Genomic DNA, 17,301 nt, shown 5'->3' with positions numbered 1-17,301 from the left:
TCAGGGTACGGGTTATCCTCAGTGAGCCCGCGCCGACGCTGGAACCCATGGCCGGCACGGAAAAAGTCGTTAAAAGGTACCACATAAATCCCCGGGCGAGCAGTGGGTTGACGCGGCATCGCGGCCGCGTCAACGTCAGGCTTATGCCGGATAGCGAATCTGCTCCGCCTGGCGCTGCAAAATAACTTTGCCGTGACGAATGGAGGTCAGCACTTTGGCCTGGCGGCGCAGCGCGTCGTAGTCGTTTTCCGCATCGAGGATCAGCAGGTTCGCCGGGCGTCCTTCGGCAATGCCGTAGTTGTCGCCGAGGCACAGGGTGCGGGCGCTGTTATCGGTAATCAGATCGAGGCAGCGCTGCAAATCTTCGTATCCCAGCATATGGCAGATATGTAGCCCGGCGTCGAGGATGCGCATAATGTTGCCGTTGCCCAGCGGGTACCACGGATCCTGAATGGAGTCCTGGGCAAAGCAGACGTTGATCCCGGCGCGGTCCAGCTCCGCCACCCGCGTCACGCCGCGGCGTTTAGGCCAGCTGTCGAAGCGCCCCTGCAGGTGAATGCTTTCGGTCGGGCAGGAGATAAAATTGATGCCAGACGCTTTGAGCAGACGGAACAGCTTCGAGCAGTAGGCATTGTCGTAGGAGCCCATGGCGCAGGTATGGCTGGCGGTGACCTGCGCGCCCATGCCGCGCACCCGGGCCTCTTCCGCCAGCACCTCCAGAAAGCGCGACTGCGGGTCGTCGGTTTCATCGCAGTGCACGTCCACCAGGCAGCCGTGGTGCTGGGCCAGGTCCATCAGAAAAACCAGCGAGCTGACGCCCTTATCGCGGGTGTTTTCGTAGTGCGGAATGCCGCCCACCACGTCGGCGCCCATTTCGATGGCGCGGGTCATCAGTTCGCGTCCGCCGGGGAAGGACTCAATGCCCTCCTGCGGGAAGGCGACGATCTGCAGATCGATAAGATGGGCCGCCTCTTTTTTCACTCTCAGCATCGCCTCAAGCGCCGTCAGGGAAGGGTCGGTGACATCAATGTGGGTGCGCACGTGCTGCACGCCGTTGTCGCGCAGCATGCCGATGGTTTTCAGCGCCCGCTGGCATGTATCTTCGACGGTGACGCTCGCTTTGCGCTGGCTCCAGCGGGCGATGCCCTCAAACAGGGTACCGCTCATATTCCACTCCGGCTCGCCCGCCGTCAGGGTGGCGTCAAGATGGATATGCGGTTCGACGAACGGCGGGATGACCAGCTTTTGTTCAGCGTCGATATCGTCGGCGTCAGCCGCCTGCGCCGCGGCCTGCGCGGTGATGCTTTTAATCACGCCGTCCTGTAAGTCGAGGGTATAGAGCGCTTCTTGATGGCGCAGGCGCGCGTTGATAATTTTCATGGTTGTTCCCGTAAATGATTTTGCGACATACGCCAGATCGCTAAGGCGACCGAGGCGTTGAGATGAAACTGCGGGTGGCTGACCGGATAGCCGGTCAGCTTTTCAATACGCTGAATGCGTTGATGCAACGTGTTGCGGTGAATGCCCAGCCGCTCGGCGGCTCTGACCACGTTGCCGCTCTCCTGAAGCAGCGTTTCCAGGGTCTCCATCAGCAGCCAGGGACTTTTGCGATCCGGCTCAATCAGACAGCCGAGGGTGTCGTGCATAAAGTCGCTCAGCAGCGCGGGGTCGCTAACGGCGGAGAGCAGCTTGATAAACCCCAACTGCTGGTAGTCGCTGATGCGCTGGGCCGGACGCAGGTTATCGCTGAGGTCCAGCGCCTGACGCGCCTGCGACAGCGCGCGCTGATATCCCTGCAGCTGCTGCACCGGCGCCGAAAGGCCGCACAGCAGCGATAGCCCGTCGTCGCCCTCCGCCAGCGCGATCAGCCACGCCTGGAGCCACGTTTTTTGCTGATAAAATTCGCCTTCCTCATCCGGAAGCAGAAAGAGAAACATATTGCTGCGCTCGACCAGCGGAAAGGGATTACCCTGCTGATTGAGCTGCTGCTGCAGGCGCTGGCGTACGGTGCGGCGGGCCTGCTGCAGCCAGGCTTCGGCCTGCTCCGGCGGAAACTGGCGAAACAGGCGCGGTATCCCCTCAAGGCGCAGCGCCGCCACCCGCAGCGGGCGGGTAAAATCCAGCTGCTGGTGGAGCGCCCGCTGATGCAGGATTTGCAGGTCGGGATAGTCGCCGGTTAACAGCTGCAGCAGAATATCGCGCTGCGATTGCAGGGCGTTTTCGCTGCGCACCAGCGCGGTACCGATGCGTTCGGTCACGATCACCATTTTCAGCAGATAGGGCTGTTCGATCAGCGGAATGCCCAGCTCGTCGGCCAGCGCAATCAGGCGCGGCGGGATCGCCTGAATGTACGCGTCGCCGGTGAGGATCACCATGCCGGCGATCCCGCGCTGCTTGCCCTCCATCAGCAAATGGATCAGGTTTTCTTCATCGCGGGGATGGTTGATTCCGGTGATAAACACCAGCTCCCCACCCATGATCCATTCGGCGATATTTTCATTTTCCGCCACGTAGTACCAGCGAACCGCCAGCTGCAGCCCCTGCTTACCGGCGCGCAGGCGCATGGCGGAGAGCCCCTCCAGGGCGAGGATTTCGCTGACCGTCAGGCTCACGGCTACTGCTCCGTGACCGAATCAGCGGCGGGCTGACGTTTGCTCAGACGCGTCAGCGCGATATAGACCAGTGCGGAAACGGTAATGCCAACCAGCGGGGCGATCCACGGCGACAGGTAAGCCACCACCGCGCCCACGGCGTAGGCGCCCAGCCCCAGCCAGTTAAAACGCGGCAAACGGGCGGTGTGCAGCAGCGGATAGCGGCCGCCGCGATAAAACCAGTAGTCGGCGAGGATAACGCCGCCGATGGGCGGGATGATGCTGCCCAGCAGCACGAGGAAAGGGATCAGCATTTCATACATACCGCCAATGGCCAGCAGAATGCCGACGCCGGCGGCGACCACGGTCAGGGTGCGGCGACGCTCGCTGCGCAGCAGATGACAGGCGGCGGCCGAGACGTTATAGATCGTCGGCCCCTGAATCGTCAGCAGGTTGAGGCACAGCATTACCACCGCGGCGACCGACAGCCCCTGCAAAATCAGCACCTCGACGATATCGGCCTGCTGGTAAACGATGGCGCACCAGGCGCCGGCGATAATCATCAGCCCGTTGCCGATCAGGAAGCTGCTCATGCTGGCGACGATGGCGGTGCGGCTGGAGTTGGCCAGCCGCGTCCAGTTCGTCGCCTGGGTCGCGCCGCTGGCAAAGGTGCCGAATACCATGGTAATGGCCGCCGACCAGGTCATGGTTTCACCCGGTTCGATTTGGGTCATCGCCTGCCAGCCGCCGGCGTGATGGGCGGCAAGGTACATCGACACCACCAGCAGAATAAACATCAGCGGTACCGATACGCGCGACAGCGCATCCAGCCCCTTATAGCCCACCAGCGCGGTGACGCAGAACAGGATGCCGAACAGGATCATCAGCGGAATCGTCATCGCCGCAGGCAGGGCGAGGATTTTGACCAGCGAGATGGCGACCGTCGCGGTTCCCCAGGCGTACCAGCCCAGCTCGGCGAAACCGAGAATAAAATCGGCGAGCTTGCTGCCGATTTCACCGAAGCAAAAACGGCCCATCAGTACGGTATTTAGCCCGCTGCGCGCGGCAATCCAGCCGAGCGAGGCGGCGTACAGGGCCAGCAGAAAGTTACCGATAACCGCAATCCACAGCAGGTTAACGATGGAGAAAGAGACGCCAAGCTTGCCCCCCGCGAACATGGTGCCGGTGAAAAAAGTAAAGCTGAACAGAACCATCGAGATGGAAAAAACGCCCTTGCGCCCGGCGGTGGGCGCTTCGACGAGCGGAAAATCATTGCTGTTTGACATGGTGGAACCTCTGAGTGGCTATCCAAATAGCGATGGCAGAGGGGTAGCAAGAGGTGTGCCAGAAAAAGCGGGGCAGGGGTAACACAATGGGGTGGGCAGTATGCACATAAAACGGCGTTAAACGGCCGTTGTTTGCCATAAATGTGTGCACATTGCCATGTTTTGCACCGCCGTGGGGCAGTGGGATGTGACTCCTGCCCCCGCATTTTGTCGGACGACGGCTGGCGTCTTACCCGACCTGGGGGGCAGGTCAGAATCGACAAATGATGCCAATTTTACGCCGTTTCCCGGCGGCACGATCCCCCATCTTTTTAACCGCCCGCAGGCGGTAATTTTGGCGTCATGAAAATGCTCAGTTGTATTGTTGTTAAAAAGAGTAATTTCATATGCTTTTCTGATATAACCATTATCAATGTAAGTCTTTCCTGAAATATTGTTCGCTTACGCTGGCGGTGTTAGTATCGGGTAAATAGCCATTTAGACGGCTAAATACAACATCGCTAAACTAAGGAACTGCTATGTGGCAAGAAAGACTCGCGCAACTGGTCACCACCTGTCATTGGATCGGCGCGAAAGGCTGGGCACCGGCCACCGGCGGCAATATGTCGGTGCGTCAGGATGAGACCTGGTGCTGGCTGAGCGAGTCGGGGCGCGATAAAGGCAGCCTGACGACGGAGGATTTCCTGCAGGTGGAGATCGCCAGCAATAAAGCGCCTTCCGGACGTAAACCCTCTGCTGAAACCGGCCTGCATACCCTGGTGTATCGCCTGTTCCCGGAAGCGAATGTCGTGCTGCACGTGCATACCGTCAACGCGACCGTGCTGTCGCGGATTGAAAAAAGCGTCACCCTGGCGCTGCAGGGCTATGAGATGCAGAAAACCCTGACCGGCCAGCACAGCCATCTTGATACCGTGCCGGTCGCCATTTTTGATAACGACCAGAATATCGATGCCCTGGCGGCGCGCATTGAAGATTATGCGCAGACCCACCCGCTGCGCTACGGCTTCCTGCTGCGCGGCCACGGCCTGACCTGCTGGGGCAAAGACATTCACGAAGCCCGTCGCCAGCTCGAAGGACTGGAATTTTTGTTCGAATGTGAACTGATGCGCCGCCGCTACGAGCGCGACTAATTTCTCTTCACCAACGGGTCAGGCATGGATTTTTATCTCGGAATCGATATCGGCACCTCGCGCGTGAAAGCGGTGCTGTTTGATGAACGCTTTCAGGCGTGCGCCAGCGCGGCGCAGAACACCGGCCCGCGGCTGTCGGCCAACGGCCACGCCGAGCAGGATATGGCCCAGCTGTGGCAGTCGGTGGTGGCGATTTTACGCGATATTGCCCGGTATCCGGCGCTGCAAAGCGGGCGTTTACGCGCCATCGGCCTTGCCGGTCAGGGCGAAGGGGTCTGGCTCAGCGACGCCGAAGGCGAACCGGTCGGGCCGGGTATCCTGTGGAGCGACACCCGCAGCCGCGACCTGATGAGCGAACTGCTCAGTCGCCCCGGTTTTGACCGTCGCTTCTTTGACGATACCGGTACCCATCTGCAGCCCTGCAACACCAGTATGCAGCTGTACTGGCTCAAGCATCACCAGCCGGAGCGGCTGGCGGCGGCCCGCTATCTGTTTTTCGCCAAGGACTGGATCCGCTTTCGCCTCACCGGCGTCGCGGCGCTGGATCTTACCGATGCCAGCACCTCTTTGCTGAATCAGCAGAGCGGAAAGCTATCCACGGTGGTGCTCAATGAGATGGGCCTGGCAGATTTACAATCTCTGTTCCCACCGCTGCTGGCGCCGGACGTGCAGGCGGGCGCGCTACGTGAAGAGGTCGCGGCGCTGACCGGGCTTCCCGCCGCCACGCCGGTCGCGGCGGGGGCGCTGGATGTGTGCAGCGCGGCGCTGGGCTGCGGCGCGGTCAACGATGGCGATATTTATACCATTCTTGGCACCACCTGCTGCACCGGTATCGTCTGCCACGGTCGCCAGACGGTCAACGAGGGGACGCGCTACGTCACCCATACCGAAGCGGGCAGCTTTATTAACCTTTTTCCGATGCAGGCCGGGACGCCGAACATCGACTGGCTCCAGCAGCAGATTGCGCTGGAGCCGGATTTACAGCAGCTGGAACAGCATATCGCCAGCGTTGAGCCCGGCAGCGGCGGCGTCTTCTGGCAGCCCTACCTCAACGGCGAACGCGCCCCGTTCTTTAGCCCCGAGGCGCGGGCCGGTTATTTCGGCATTAGCCAGCACACCACCCGTGCGGAGCTGCTGCGGGCGGTGTTTGAAGGGCTGGCTTACGCTATCGTCGACTCGCTTCAGGGCTACCCGCAGGGCGGCGAACTGTACCTGACCGGCGGCGGCGCGGCTTCGGCAACCTGGCTGCAAATCATTGCCGACTGCACCGGCAGAACGGTGGTTTCCAGTCCTTTCAACGAGCTTAGCGCGCGCGGCGCGGCGATTCTGGCGGCGCGCAGCGTCGATGCCCTGAGCCGCTATCCGGCGCTGGAGCAGACCCGCTATCGACCCCATCCGCAGGCGCACAGCCGCTACGCCGCGCTCTATCCGGTGTATCGCCTGCTGCGCGAGCAGATGCTCCCGGTGTGGCAGGCCCGCCGCGAGGCGCTTCAACGTATTTCTCAGGAACAACGTATATGAAAATTGTTTTTACCGCCGAACACGCCGGCGACCTCAGCGCTTTTCAGCAACTGGGCGAACTGCGGGTAGAAGGCTGGGCGCTGGGCAAGCCGAAGCTGAGCGCAGGCCAGCTGATCGAACTGGCCCACGACGCCGAGGTGCTGGTGACCAGCTACGATGAGGTGACGGAAGCGGTGATCGCCGCCTGCCCGCGTTTACAGGTGATCGCCTGCACCCGCGCCAATCCGGTGAATATTGATACCAAAGCCGCCCAGGCGCGCGGTATCCGCGTGCTCTATACGCCGGGGCGCAACGCGGACGCCGCCGCCGAGCTGACGCTGGGGCTGATGCTGAGCCTGGCGCGGCATATTCCGCAATCCCACGCGGCGCTGAAGCGCGGCGAATTCACCCACGCCGAAAACGCCGCGCAGGCCACCCAGAGCGGACTGCGCCGAGATGTTGTGTGGGACGTTAGTCCGCAAAGCCCTTATGAAGTCTTTAAAGGCAGCGAGCTGCGCAACAAAACCCTGGGGCTGATTGGCTACGGTAATATTGGCCGCCGGGTGGCGCGTATCGCCCGCGCCTTTGGCATGGCGGTACTGGTGGTGGACCCGTTTGTCGCCGCCGAGGATATCAACGAACCGGGGCTGCAAAAGACGACCCTTGAGGGGCTGTTCCGCGAGGCGGATATCGTGAGCCTGCATCTGAGCAGCGGCCCGCACAGCGATGGGCTGGTGAACGCGCCGTTGTTGAACAGCATGAAGCCGGGCGCGCTGCTGATCAATACCTCGCGCGCGGCGGTCGTGGACGAAGAAGCGCTGATTCACGCGCTGCGCCACGGCCCGCTGGGCGGCGCGGCGCTGGATGTCTACCATAGCGAGCCGCTGTGGCGCGACCATCCGTTTGTCACCGAGTTTGATAACGTGATTATTACGCCGCATATCGCCGGGGCGACGCGGGAGAGCATTGCTAAACATACGGCGATGATTGCCGCCGACCTCCAGCGCTATGTCGCCGGAGAGCCGCTGCTCTACCAGTGGCGTTAAGCCGCGCTTGCCGCCGCGTAATGCGGCGGCGAAGCTTGTTATCCGCGACGGTGGGTCGCCATAAACTCCTGCGTATGCTGCCAGTCCACCACGCCGGCATCCGATCCCATGCCGGTCGCCACCAGCGCGGCGACGGCGGAAGCCACCTCGCACGCCGCTTTGACGCTTAACCCCCGGGCCAGCGCGGCAATAAAGCCGCCGCAGTAGCTGTCGCCGCAGCCGGTAGTATCTACGGCATCGACCCGGAACGGCGCGATATGCTCGACCGCGCCGTCGCGGGTCAGCAGCCAGGAGCCGTTTTCGCCGTCCTTCAGAATGCAGGTTCCGACGCCAAGCGCAAAGAAGACGCGGGCAATCGCTTCCGGCTGGGTCTCCCCGGAGAGATACGCCGCTTCTTCAAGGGAAGGCATAAAGTAGTCCACCGACGGCAGCAGCGGGCGCAGCAGATCCAGGGTGCGTGCGTCGGGGGCGATTAAATCAAAGCTGGTGGTGACGCCGCGGGCTTTCGCCGCCCGCAGCAGCAGCGCGCTTTGCCCGCTATCCATCGCCGCCAGCAGGCCGGTGCCGCCGTGGTGCAGGAACCGGCAGTCGAGGATCGCGTCAAACTCTTCTTCGCGGATAAAAAGCGCATCGGAAGCGCCCCGACAGTGCAGCGCCGGGCGCTCGCCGTTGGGGCGGATGGGCAGGATCGTCGCCGACGTTTCCTGCTCCGCCGTGCGCTGGACCAGCGAGCAGTCGATCCCCAGCCGCGCATAGCTGGCGAGGATAAAATCGGCTTTTTCATCTTCACCGAGGCAGGCCACCGCGGCGGTGCGAATGCCCAGCTTCGCGGCGTTAATATTGGCCCCGGCGGCGGTTCCGGCGGGGTTAAGACGAATTTGTTCGATAAAGGCTACCCCGCCGCGCGGCGGGATGTCGATCACCGGGCGACCGGCGATATCAAGAATAGTCAGGCCGACAAAGACGGCGTCAAAAGCTGCCATAGGTGCTCCGCTTAACGATGGGTCTGGCGCAGACGCGCCTGCCAGAAGGAGAGGGCCAGCGCGACCACCAGAATCACGCCCACCAGCGCATCCTTCACCAGGTAGTTCAGCCCCATCAGGTTCAGGCCGTTATCAATAATCGCGAGAAACAGCACCCCGCCGAGGGTGCCGGCGATGCTGACCCGGCCCAGCCGGTTAAAGGCGGTGCCGATAAAGACCGCGGCGATGGCGTCCATCAGGTAGGCCTGGCCGGCCAGCGGCGTAAACTGGCGCAGGTTGGCGGAGAGAATGACGCCGCCGACGGCGCACAGCGCGGAGGCCGCCACCAGCACCCACAGCATGGTCCGGCGGTCGCGGATCCCGGCGATACGTGCCGCTTCGCCGTTCTGGCCGATAGCGCGCACGTACTTGCCAAACAGCGTGCGTTCGGTCAGCAGCCAGGCTACCAGCCACAGCGCCAGCACAATCACCACCGGCGTCGGAATACCGGCGATATTGCCGACCGCCAGATCGTGATACTCCGGCGCCATCCGGCGGTAGGAGATAGAGCCGCCGCCGTCGGTATAGATACGCTCGGCGCTGCTGGCGATAAACCAGGTGCCGAGGGTGGCGAGGAACGGACGAATCTGGCAGATAAGGATCAGAAAGGCGTTCAGCAGGCCGATAATCACCCCGCCGAGCAGCGCGCAGCCCACCGCCGCCTGCCACGGCAGGTGCCAGGTCTTCAGCGCCACCAGCGCAAAAGCGGCGCCGAAATCCAGCGCCACGCCGACGGAGAGGTCAATCGCCCCGGCGCTAACGATAAGGGTCATCGCCATCGCCACGATCAGCAGAATCGCGCTGCCCTGCAGCAAATTGGCCCAGTTATCGAAGGTCAGAAATACCGGGTTCGCCCAGCCGAACAGGGCAATCGCCAGCAGGGTAATGACGCCGAATCCTGCCCGCGATAGCCACGCCAGCGGACCGCTGCCGGTTTGCCCCGTAGAGGGGGTCTTGAGCGTCAGTTGGCTCATTAATGGCCTCCTTTATGTCTGACCGCTGAAGCCGCCAGCACCACGAGGATCAGGCCGCCTTTGATCGCGCCCATCCAGAAAATATTCACTCCCAGCAGGCCGAGCCCGTTAGAGAGCGCGTTGACCAGCACCGCGCCGAGCAGCGCCCCCCAGATGGTGACCACGCGCCGCCGCGAGAACGCCGCGCCGATAAAGGTTGCGAGGACGGTTTCCAGCAGCAGCGGCGTCGCCGTGCCGCTGGAGCTGCCTGAGCCCTGGCTGAGCAGCGGCAAAATCGCCAGGCCGGCGGCGATGCCCGCCAGCAGCCAGACGATAATGGTCAAACGGCGAACGTTGAGTCCGCTCATCTGCGCCATATCGCGGTTACCGCCCACCGCCTGTAAATGCTGGCCGAAGCGGGAGTGGTGGAGCAAAAACTGAAACAGCGCGAATACCGCCAGCAGATAGATCAGCGGCCAGGGAATGCCGAACAGATCGTTATCGCGAAAGGCCACCATCAGCGGGTCGCTCACCGCGATGCGCCGCTGGCCGGTCAGCAGGTCGGTCAGGCCGGTGAAGGCCACCGAAGTTGACAGGGTCGCCAGCAGCGGCGGCAGGCCCGCCGCCAGCACCAGCGTGGCGTTGACGGCGCCGCAGGCCAGGCTAACGGCGATCAGCAGTAACAGCAGCGCCAGGTAAGGGGTGTTCCACTCCGCCATGCCGAGGCTGAGCAGCGCGACGCCGAGCACCGCGATGGCGGGCAGCGACAGGTCGATGCCGCCGGAGACCACATCATCGCCGCCGACGGCAATCACGCAGACCAGGCCGAAGCAGAGGATCGCCAGCGGCACGCTTTGCACCAGCATCATGCTGATATTTTGCCAGCTTAAAAAGAAAGGCGACTGCAGGCTGAGCCAGACCAGCAGCGCAAAAAAGAGAATCAGGGGAAATTTTTCGATAAGCGTCGTGATGCCCGGAAGGGGGCGGCGCTGGATACCTGCACTCATACCTGTTGTTCCTGTCCACCGTTAATCGTCACCAGCAGCGCGTCCAGCGTCAGCCCCCGGGTCGGGAGATTGGCCACCAGCTCGCCGCGCCACATCACCAGGATGCGGTCGCAAAGGCCCAGCAGCTCCGGCGCGTCGCTGGATGAGACCAGTACGCCGCGACCGCGATCCGCCAGCTCGCGGGTGCGCTGATAAATATCGCGGCGCGCGCCGATATCCACCCCGAGAGTGGGTTCATCAAGAATAAAAAGCCGCGCATCGGTGCCCAGCCAGCGGGCGAGAATCGCCTTTTGCTGGTTGCCGCCGCTCATAAAGCGCACCGGAAGCTCCGGACGGCCGGGGCGGATAGAGAGCTGGTCGATCCAGCTGCGCGCTTTTTCCAGCGCCCGGCCGCGGTGCTCCCAGCCGAAAGTGGCGGTCTCCGGTAGCGAGGCCAGATTGATATTGTCGGCGGTGGTGAAGGGGAGAATCAGCCCCTGATGGCGGCGGTCGCGCGGCACCAGGGCCAGTCCGGCCCGGGTAGCCTGATACGGCGTCCGCAGCCGCTTCGGCTGGCCGTCAACGCTTATCGTACCGCTGCGGGCGCGGCGTAGCCCGTAAAGCAGATCGATCAGCACGTCGCGCCCGGCGCCCAGCAGTCCGGCGACGCCGACGATCTCGCCCGGCTGAATATCAAAGGTAATATCGCGTAACTGCTGCCCGTCGCTGAGATGGCGAACCGACAGTACCGGGGCAGCGGCATCGACCTGATGCGCGCTGCTCTGGCGCGGGGTATAGAGCTGTTCGATATCGCGGCCGACCATCATTTTGATCAGCGCGTCGGTATTCTGCAGAAGCGCCCGGTCGGGGTAGCCGACTACCTCGCCGTTACGTAGCACCGTGCCGCGATCGCAAAGGGCGGCGATTTCGTTGAGATAGTGGGAAATGTAGAGAATCGCGATCCCCTGTTCCCGCAGGCGCAGAATCGCGGAGGTGACCAGGCCGGCTTCCTGCGCTTCCAGCGGCGCGGTGGGTTCATCGAATACCACCAGCTTTGCCGCGCCGTCGATCAGCGCTCTGGCGATTTGCACCAGCTTGCGTTCGGCGAGGCTGAGGTCGCGGATCAGGCGGCGGGGATGAATATCCAGCTGCCAGCTGTCGCGGAAAAACGCCCGGGTGGCCGCGTTCATTCGCCGCCGGTCCAGCGCGCCCCAGCGGGTGCGGTACTCCTGGCCGAGAAACACCGATTCCGCCACCGTAAAGTGCGGGATCAGGTTAAGTTCCTGGTGAATAACGCGGATACCCAGCGCTTCAATCGCCGCGGGATTGCCGAGCGGCAGCGGCGCGCCGTCAAGGGTGGCGCTGCCGCTGTCGGCCCGATAGACGCCCGCGAGGATTTTTATTAGCGTCGATTTTCCCGCGCCGTTCTCGCCGATCAGGCCGTGAATTTCACCGGGATTCAGAAGCAGCGTGACCGCATTTAATGCAGTCACGTTGGCAAAGCTTTTGCCGATCTGGTTCATCGCCAGACCAGCGGCGGGGTTAACCCCGCCGGAGGATGGAGTGATCACTGCAGTTCGCCATATCCCAGCTGTTTGTAGACCGCTTTTGCCTCCTGCGGGCCTTTCACCGGCACCACCGGAATAAAGGTCTGCAGGGGCAGCTTCTGTTTGTCGAAGTAGCGCGCGACGTTATCGGCGGAGGTCTGGCCAATCAGGTGCGGCTGCTGGGCGACGTTGGCGACGAACGGGCTGCCCGGCTCGGCCATGATCTCCAGGGTTTCCGGGCCGGCGTCGATCGCGGTGACCTTGACGTCTTTATCGCGGCCGGTCTCTTCCAGCGCCTGGACAATACCGATAGCCGGCTGATCCCAGCAGGCGACATGGATGGCGTCGAGTTTGCCTTTTGGATACTGGCTCAGCAGTTCGAGGGTTTTCTTACGCGCATCTTCCGGCGAGTTGGCAAACTGCTCGGCCAGCTCCGGTTGAATAATGTGAATATCCGGATAATCTTTGAGGACATATTTCCACTGGTCATAACGAATGCCGCAAATACGCAGGGAGCTGGAGAATGCGTTAAATACCGCAACGTTGCCTTTGCCGCCCAGTTCATCGGCCATATAGCGACCAATGGTCGATCCCAGGGTGTAGTTATCGGAGGTGGTGTTATTGACCGAATATTTTGAAACGTGGTCTACGGTAAATACCGGAATGCCGGCATCGCGTAGCGCTTTGAATTTAGGCTCAACGGCGCTGTCGCCCAGAATGCTAATTACCGCATCGACCTTGCGCGACAGTAAAATATCGTGGTTATTCGCATGAACCTGGTTATCGCGGCCGCCATCGACGCCGATCACTTTACCCCCCAGTTTCTCTACCTCTTCGGTCGCACCCTTATAGGCTTCACGATCCCAGAAGTGCTGCGTCCCGACCACGGCGACGCCGATAGTTTTCCCCTGAAGTGATAAGGCATCCGCCGCCAGAGCGTTGACGGAGGCGAGCGAGAGCAGGCCCAGCGCGATGGGCAATAATTTCATTTTCTGCGACATTCTTATTATGGTCCTGTGATGGAGGTGGCTGTGCGGAGCAGTAGCATGACAACAACAGCCACACAATCTCAAATACAAAATATGTCTAAGTTATACCTGTTATACTTCAAGTTGCATGTGCGTTGGCTACGTGCGTTCACCCGAATCACTTACTTGAGTAAGCTCATCGGGACTCTCTTACTTGCCGCCTTCCTGAAACTTGAATTATTTAGGGTATATTAACGATGTTATATCGCAGATTTGCCTGAGGAAAACGTAAATTTGTTATCTGTAACCTGAAAATATTTCATGATGCAGCTTAATCCCTTTTTATTTTGTGGGCTTAATTTGCTTGCAACTCTTATTTATTCAAATAAAGATTGCTGCTTAATTAAAATTATTCTGTCGCTGTAATATATCGCATCCCGGAATAGCGTAGAACTATTCTGCGTGGAAAATCCTTTCTCAGCAGCAGATTGTATGGTGATACGTATTTTATTCCCAGGATTCGCACGCTTTATTATGGCGGCCTTTATCGGGTGAGAAGAAAACAGGCAAGATGAAAAAACAACATAATCTGACCGTAATGCACTGGGGAACCTGGCAGGTCCAGGCCCGTGACGGCAACATTGAGGCGGTGACGCCGGTGCCCTGGGATAAAAATCCCTCACGTATTGGTCAGTCGCTCCCCGATGCGGTCACCAGCGAGACGCGCATTCGCCGTCCGGCGGTGCGCGCGGGTTACCTGCAAAATGGCCCGGCTTCGCGCGAGGGGCGCGGCAAAGAGCCGTTTGTTGAGGTGAGCTGGGAGGTGGCGCTCGATTTACTGGCCCGCGAACTGAATTCGGTCAAAGCGCGCTGCGGCAATGAGGCGATTTTCGGCGGCTCCTACGGCTGGGCCAGCGCCGGCCGTTTTCACCACGCGCAAAGCCAGCTGCACCGCTTCCTCAAGTGCTTCGGCGGCTATACCGCCAGCACCAACACCTACAGCAGCGCGGCGGGCGAGCGCATCCTGCCGCATATTCTCGGGCCGCTGAGCCCGCTGCACCGCCAGCACACCCACTTTTCCGAGCTGGCGCGCGAATGCCAGCTGTTTGTCGCATTCGGCGGCCTGCCGCTGCGTAATGCGCAGGTCAACGGCGGCGGCGCCAACGACCATATGCTGAAATACTGGCTGGAAAAGATGCAGGCGCAGGGGACGCGCTTTATCAATATCAGCCCGGTGCGTAATGACCTGAGCGCCGTGGAGAGCGCCGAGTGGCTTGCGGTTCGTCCGGGAACCGATACCGCGCTGCTGCTCGCGCTCTGTTATGTGCTGATTAACGAATCCCTCTACGACAGGGGTTTTATCGCCAGCCATACCGTGGGTTTCGCGCCCTATCGTGCCTACCTGATGGGGGAGAGCGATGGCGTCGCAAAAACGCCGGAGTGGGCGGCGGCGATAACCGGTATTGAGGCGCAGCGGATTGCCGCGCTGGCGCGCGAGATGGCCAGCCAGCGCACGATGGTCAATATCTCCTGGTCGATTCAGCGGGCGCGCCAGGGCGAGCAGGCCTACTGGGCGACGGTGGCGCTCACCGCGCTGCTGGGGCAAATCGGTACGCCGGGCGGAGGACTGGGGTTTGGCTACGCCTGCACCAATCTGGCGGGGGCGGCGCGTAAGGCCTTTTCCGGGCCGCGCCTTCCCGCCGGAGAGAACGCGGTAAACCAGGTGATTCCGGTGGCGCGCCTTTCCGATATGCTGCTGCATCCGGGCGAGGCATACGAGTTTGACGGCCAGCATCTGCGCTATCCCGACATCCGCCTCGTCTACTGGGCCGGCGGCAACGCGTTTCATCATCATCAGGATATTAACCGCCTGTGTGAAGCCTGGCGGCGGCCGGAAACGGTGGTCGTTCATGAACAGTTCTGGACCGCGCAGGCCAAATTTTCCGATATCGTTCTGCCGGTCACCACGTCGCTGGAGCGGGAAGATATCGGCAGCGGCGGTCACGACGGTTTTATGATCGCCATGAGCGCGCAGATCCCGCCGGTAGGCGAAGCGCGCGATGATTACGCCATCTTCTGCGACCTTGCCGAGCGGCTGGGCTGCGGCGAGCGCTTTAGCGAGGGGCGCGACGCCGGGCAGTGGCTGCGGGAGATCTACGAAGCGTCGCGGCCGCGCGCGCGGGAAGAGGGGATCGCGCTGCCGTCGTTTGATGAATTCTGGCGGCAGGGGGTGCTGGAATACAGCGCGCCGGAGAAACCGCAGGTTTTCCTGGCGGATTTTCGCGCCGACCCGCAGCGCTATCCGCTCTCTACGCCTTCCGGCAAGATCGAGCTTTTTTCCGAAACCATCGCCGGGTTTGGCTATCGCGAGTGTCCCGGCCACCCGTGGTGGGATGAGCAGGAGGCGGCCTGGCAGCGGCAGGAGGCGGCGCGCTGGCCGCTGCATCTGCTCTCCAGCCAGCCGCGCACCCGCCTGCACAGCCAGTACGATCACGGCAGCGTGAGCCGGGCGACGAAAATTCAGGGGCGCGAGCCGCTGTGGATGCATCCGCAGGATGCGCAGGCGCGGGGCATCAGCGAAGGCAGCGTGGTCAAGGTTTATAACGCCCGGGGAGCCATTCTTGCCGGGGTGCACCTCAGCGAGCAGATTTTGCCGGGAGTGGTGCAGATGTCGACCGGCGCCTGGTACGATCCGCTGGACCCGAATGAAAAAGGCTCGCTGGATAAGCACGGCAATCCCAACGTGTTAACCGAGGATCGCGGCAGCTCGCGGCTGGGGCAGGGTTGCAGCGCCCAAAGCTGCTGGGTGGAGATCGCGCCGTGGCGGGACGCGCTACCGCCGGTGACCGCTTTCGACCCGCCGAGGTTTATTGGCGCTTAGGCGCAGAGAATCGCCAGGCGGCGGCTGGCGCCTTGCCCGGCTTACAGGATTATCGCCGTTTGCGGGTCGGGTAGCCCGGACAGGCGCGTTACGCGCCGCCTCCGGGAAAGCGCCTTGAGAGTGATGATAAGCCTGTTCACCCGTTGAATCGCGGCGTTACGCCAGCCGCGGGTAGGCGCTGGCGATATCGTCGCCGGTAAACTGGGCAATCCAGCCTTCCGGGTTGTCGAAGATGCGGATGGCGGTGAAGTTGGGCTCCGAGCCCATATCAAACCAGTGCGGCGTGTGCGCCGGAACGGAAATCAGGTCGTTCTTTTCACAGAGCACCTGGAATACCTCGTCGCCAATATGCAGGCAAAACAGGCCGGCCCCCTCGACGAAGAAGCGCACTTCGTCTTCCCCGTGGGTATGCTCGTTGAGGAATTTTTCCCGCAGCGCCTCTTTCTGCGGATTATCCGCACGCAGGCTGATCACGTCCCAGCTCTGGTAACCCTTCTCAGCCACCAGCTTATCAATCGCATGCTGATAGGCGGCAATAACCGTTTCTGAGGCTGGCGCCGCGCCTAAATCGCGGTCGGCCTGCCAGCGCTCGAAGCGGACGCCTTTGGCGTTGAGCTGCTGCTGGATCTCTTCGGCGTTCGTGCTGTGCCAGAGAGAGTTTTGCGGGTCTTTCACGGAAAAAATGGTTAATGCGCTCATGCTGGGATCTGCTCCGGATGAATATCGTCAAAACGCTGAACCTGCGGATGGTGGCTGGCCGGGTCACGGTCGCCGCGCACCAGCTGTAGGGTGCGGAAGCCGGCCTCTTCGGCGGCATCCAGCTCCTGATGGATATCGGACAGGAACAGGATGGCGGCAGGAGGCTGTCCCAGCTGCTCAGCAATATTGCGGTAGGACTGCGCTTCGCGCTTGGCGCCTACCAGGGTATCGAAATAGCCGTTAAACAGATGAGTAATATCACCTTCGTCGCTGTAGCCAAATAACAATTTCTGCGCGGCGACAGAGCCTGAGGAATATACATATAAATCAATACCCTGTGACTTCCATTTTTCCAGCGACGGCAGGACGTCAGGATACAGGTGGCCGGTGAAGTCGCCATTGACGTAGCCTTCGCGCCAGATAATCCCCTGGAGCGCCTTGAGGGCGGTGGATTTGCGGTCTTCATCCATAAAGGCGAACAGGGTAGCAATAAGCTGCTCGACGCTGGCCGCCGGTTGGGCGATCTCTTCGCGCAGGTTATCGAGAATGGTCTTTACCGGATCGACAAACTGCTGGGCGGTCACGAAGCCGGCCAGGCGTTCGCGAGCGTACGGGAACAGGACGTTGTGGACGAAGCGAATGTCGCTGGTGGTGCCTTCAATATCGGTCACGATAGCGCGGATCATGAGTTC

Annotated in this window: 14 protein-coding genes; 4 read left to right on the top strand and 10 right to left on the bottom strand. The window is 61.5% G+C overall.

The annotated features are described in order from the left end of the window. Positions 1-141 precede the first annotated feature (141 nt). The 3 genes from codA to codB are packed head-to-tail and all read right to left on the bottom strand — an operon-like array spanning position 142 to position 3,877. A complete protein-coding gene (gene codA / locus ABLU96_RS14155; protein WP_064404782.1) occupies positions 142-1,380 on the bottom strand; it encodes a cytosine deaminase in 1,239 nt (412 codons plus the stop codon). After that, positions 1,377-2,612: a PucR family transcriptional regulator ligand-binding domain-containing protein gene (locus ABLU96_RS14150; protein WP_009653171.1), complete on the bottom strand. Its 1,236-nt coding sequence runs from the start codon at positions 2,610-2,612 to the stop codon at positions 1,377-1,379. Before ABLU96_RS14150 ends, codA begins: the two co-directional genes overlap by 4 nt. A gap of 2 nt (positions 2,613-2,614) precedes the next feature. Next, positions 2,615-3,877: a cytosine permease gene (gene codB, locus ABLU96_RS14145; protein ID WP_064404779.1), complete on the bottom strand. Its 1,263-nt coding sequence runs from the start codon at positions 3,875-3,877 to the stop codon at positions 2,615-2,617. A gap of 518 nt (positions 3,878-4,395) precedes the next feature. Here codB and ABLU96_RS14140 point away from each other — a divergent pair. The 3 genes from ABLU96_RS14140 to ABLU96_RS14130 are packed head-to-tail and all read left to right on the top strand — an operon-like array spanning position 4,396 to position 7,553. Next, the gene (locus ABLU96_RS14140; protein ID WP_064404777.1) at positions 4,396-5,007 is read left to right on the top strand and encodes a methylthioribulose 1-phosphate dehydratase; all 612 of its coding nucleotides are present in this window, start codon (positions 4,396-4,398) and stop codon (positions 5,005-5,007) included. A 24-nt stretch (positions 5,008-5,031) separates the two neighbouring features. Beyond that, a complete protein-coding gene (locus ABLU96_RS14135) occupies positions 5,032-6,528 on the top strand; it encodes an FGGY-family carbohydrate kinase (RefSeq protein ID WP_032748674.1) in 1,497 nt (498 codons plus the stop codon). Continuing rightward, positions 6,525-7,553 carry a 2-hydroxyacid dehydrogenase gene (locus ABLU96_RS14130; RefSeq protein WP_049082033.1) on the top strand — a complete coding sequence of 343 codons (1,029 nt, stop codon included), beginning with the start codon at positions 6,525-6,527 and terminating at the stop codon, positions 7,551-7,553. The genes ABLU96_RS14135 and ABLU96_RS14130 overlap by 4 nt, the downstream gene beginning before the upstream one ends. A gap of 38 nt (positions 7,554-7,591) precedes the next feature. Here the strand turns inward: ABLU96_RS14130 and ABLU96_RS14125 are convergent, their stop codons facing one another. Genes ABLU96_RS14125 through ABLU96_RS14105 form a run of 5 tightly spaced genes read right to left on the bottom strand, consistent with a single transcriptional unit; the run spans position 7,592 to position 13,062 of the window. Next, positions 7,592-8,536: a sugar kinase gene (locus ABLU96_RS14125; protein WP_064404775.1), complete on the bottom strand. Its 945-nt coding sequence runs from the start codon at positions 8,534-8,536 to the stop codon at positions 7,592-7,594. Positions 8,537-8,547: 11 nt separating this feature from the next. Next, a complete protein-coding gene (locus tag ABLU96_RS14120; RefSeq protein ID WP_025106413.1) occupies positions 8,548-9,549 on the bottom strand; it encodes an ABC transporter permease in 1,002 nt (333 codons plus the stop codon). Then, positions 9,549-10,535 (bottom strand): ABC transporter permease, encoded by a 987-nt coding sequence (locus ABLU96_RS14115; protein WP_047724256.1) that lies wholly within the window; start codon positions 10,533-10,535, stop codon positions 9,549-9,551. Before ABLU96_RS14115 ends, ABLU96_RS14120 begins: the two co-directional genes overlap by 1 nt. Further along, positions 10,532-12,037: a sugar ABC transporter ATP-binding protein gene (locus ABLU96_RS14110; protein WP_047725149.1), complete on the bottom strand. Its 1,506-nt coding sequence runs from the start codon at positions 12,035-12,037 to the stop codon at positions 10,532-10,534. Before ABLU96_RS14110 ends, ABLU96_RS14115 begins: the two co-directional genes overlap by 4 nt. 44 nt (positions 12,038-12,081) lie before the next feature. After that, a complete protein-coding gene (locus ABLU96_RS14105; RefSeq protein WP_004848735.1) occupies positions 12,082-13,062 on the bottom strand; it encodes a sugar ABC transporter substrate-binding protein in 981 nt (326 codons plus the stop codon). Between the two features lie 538 nt (positions 13,063-13,600). Between ABLU96_RS14105 and ABLU96_RS14100 the strand changes: the two genes are divergently transcribed. After that, positions 13,601-15,910, top strand: a complete 2,310-nt coding sequence (locus ABLU96_RS14100) for a molybdopterin-dependent oxidoreductase (RefSeq protein ID WP_064404772.1) — start codon at positions 13,601-13,603, stop codon at positions 15,908-15,910. A gap of 156 nt (positions 15,911-16,066) precedes the next feature. On the opposite strand, the gene ABLU96_RS14095 is transcribed toward ABLU96_RS14100, so the two are convergent. Both ABLU96_RS14095 and mtnC read right to left on the bottom strand, forming a co-directional pair. Beyond that, positions 16,067-16,609: an acireductone dioxygenase gene (locus ABLU96_RS14095; RefSeq protein ID WP_004848741.1), complete on the bottom strand. Its 543-nt coding sequence runs from the start codon at positions 16,607-16,609 to the stop codon at positions 16,067-16,069. Then, a complete protein-coding gene (gene mtnC, locus ABLU96_RS14090) occupies positions 16,606-17,295 on the bottom strand; it encodes an acireductone synthase (RefSeq protein ID WP_014837800.1) in 690 nt (229 codons plus the stop codon). The genes ABLU96_RS14095 and mtnC overlap by 4 nt, the downstream gene beginning before the upstream one ends. Positions 17,296-17,301 lie beyond the last annotated feature (6 nt).

This window comes from Klebsiella sp. CN_Kp106 (assembly GCF_040064575.1).
Lineage (GTDB): Bacteria > Pseudomonadota > Gammaproteobacteria > Enterobacterales > Enterobacteriaceae > Klebsiella > Klebsiella michiganensis.
This window is presented reverse-complemented; position numbering and strand designations above follow the sequence as displayed.

Coding starts and splice junctions, on each gene's coding strand:
- codA (WP_064404782.1), bottom strand. CDS start 1,380: ATGAAAATTATCAACGCGCGCCTGCGCCATCAAGAAGCGCTCTATACC.
- codB (WP_064404779.1), bottom strand. CDS start 3,877: ATGTCAAACAGCAATGATTTTCCGCTCGTCGAAGCGCCCACCGCCGGG.
- ABLU96_RS14140 (WP_064404777.1), top strand. CDS start 4,396: ATGTGGCAAGAAAGACTCGCGCAACTGGTCACCACCTGTCATTGGATC.
- ABLU96_RS14135 (WP_032748674.1), top strand. CDS start 5,032: ATGGATTTTTATCTCGGAATCGATATCGGCACCTCGCGCGTGAAAGCG.
- ABLU96_RS14130 (WP_049082033.1), top strand. CDS start 6,525: ATGAAAATTGTTTTTACCGCCGAACACGCCGGCGACCTCAGCGCTTTT.
- ABLU96_RS14125 (WP_064404775.1), bottom strand. CDS start 8,536: ATGGCAGCTTTTGACGCCGTCTTTGTCGGCCTGACTATTCTTGATATC.
- ABLU96_RS14120 (WP_025106413.1), bottom strand. CDS start 9,549: ATGAGCCAACTGACGCTCAAGACCCCCTCTACGGGGCAAACCGGCAGC.
- ABLU96_RS14115 (WP_047724256.1), bottom strand. CDS start 10,535: ATGAGTGCAGGTATCCAGCGCCGCCCCCTTCCGGGCATCACGACGCTT.
- ABLU96_RS14110 (WP_047725149.1), bottom strand. CDS start 12,037: ATGAACCAGATCGGCAAAAGCTTTGCCAACGTGACTGCATTAAATGCG.
- ABLU96_RS14105 (WP_004848735.1), bottom strand. CDS start 13,062: ATGTCGCAGAAAATGAAATTATTGCCCATCGCGCTGGGCCTGCTCTCG.
- ABLU96_RS14100 (WP_064404772.1), top strand. CDS start 13,601: ATGAAAAAACAACATAATCTGACCGTAATGCACTGGGGAACCTGGCAG.
- ABLU96_RS14095 (WP_004848741.1), bottom strand. CDS start 16,609: ATGAGCGCATTAACCATTTTTTCCGTGAAAGACCCGCAAAACTCTCTC.
- mtnC (WP_014837800.1), bottom strand. CDS start 17,295: ATGATCCGCGCTATCGTGACCGATATTGAAGGCACCACCAGCGACATT.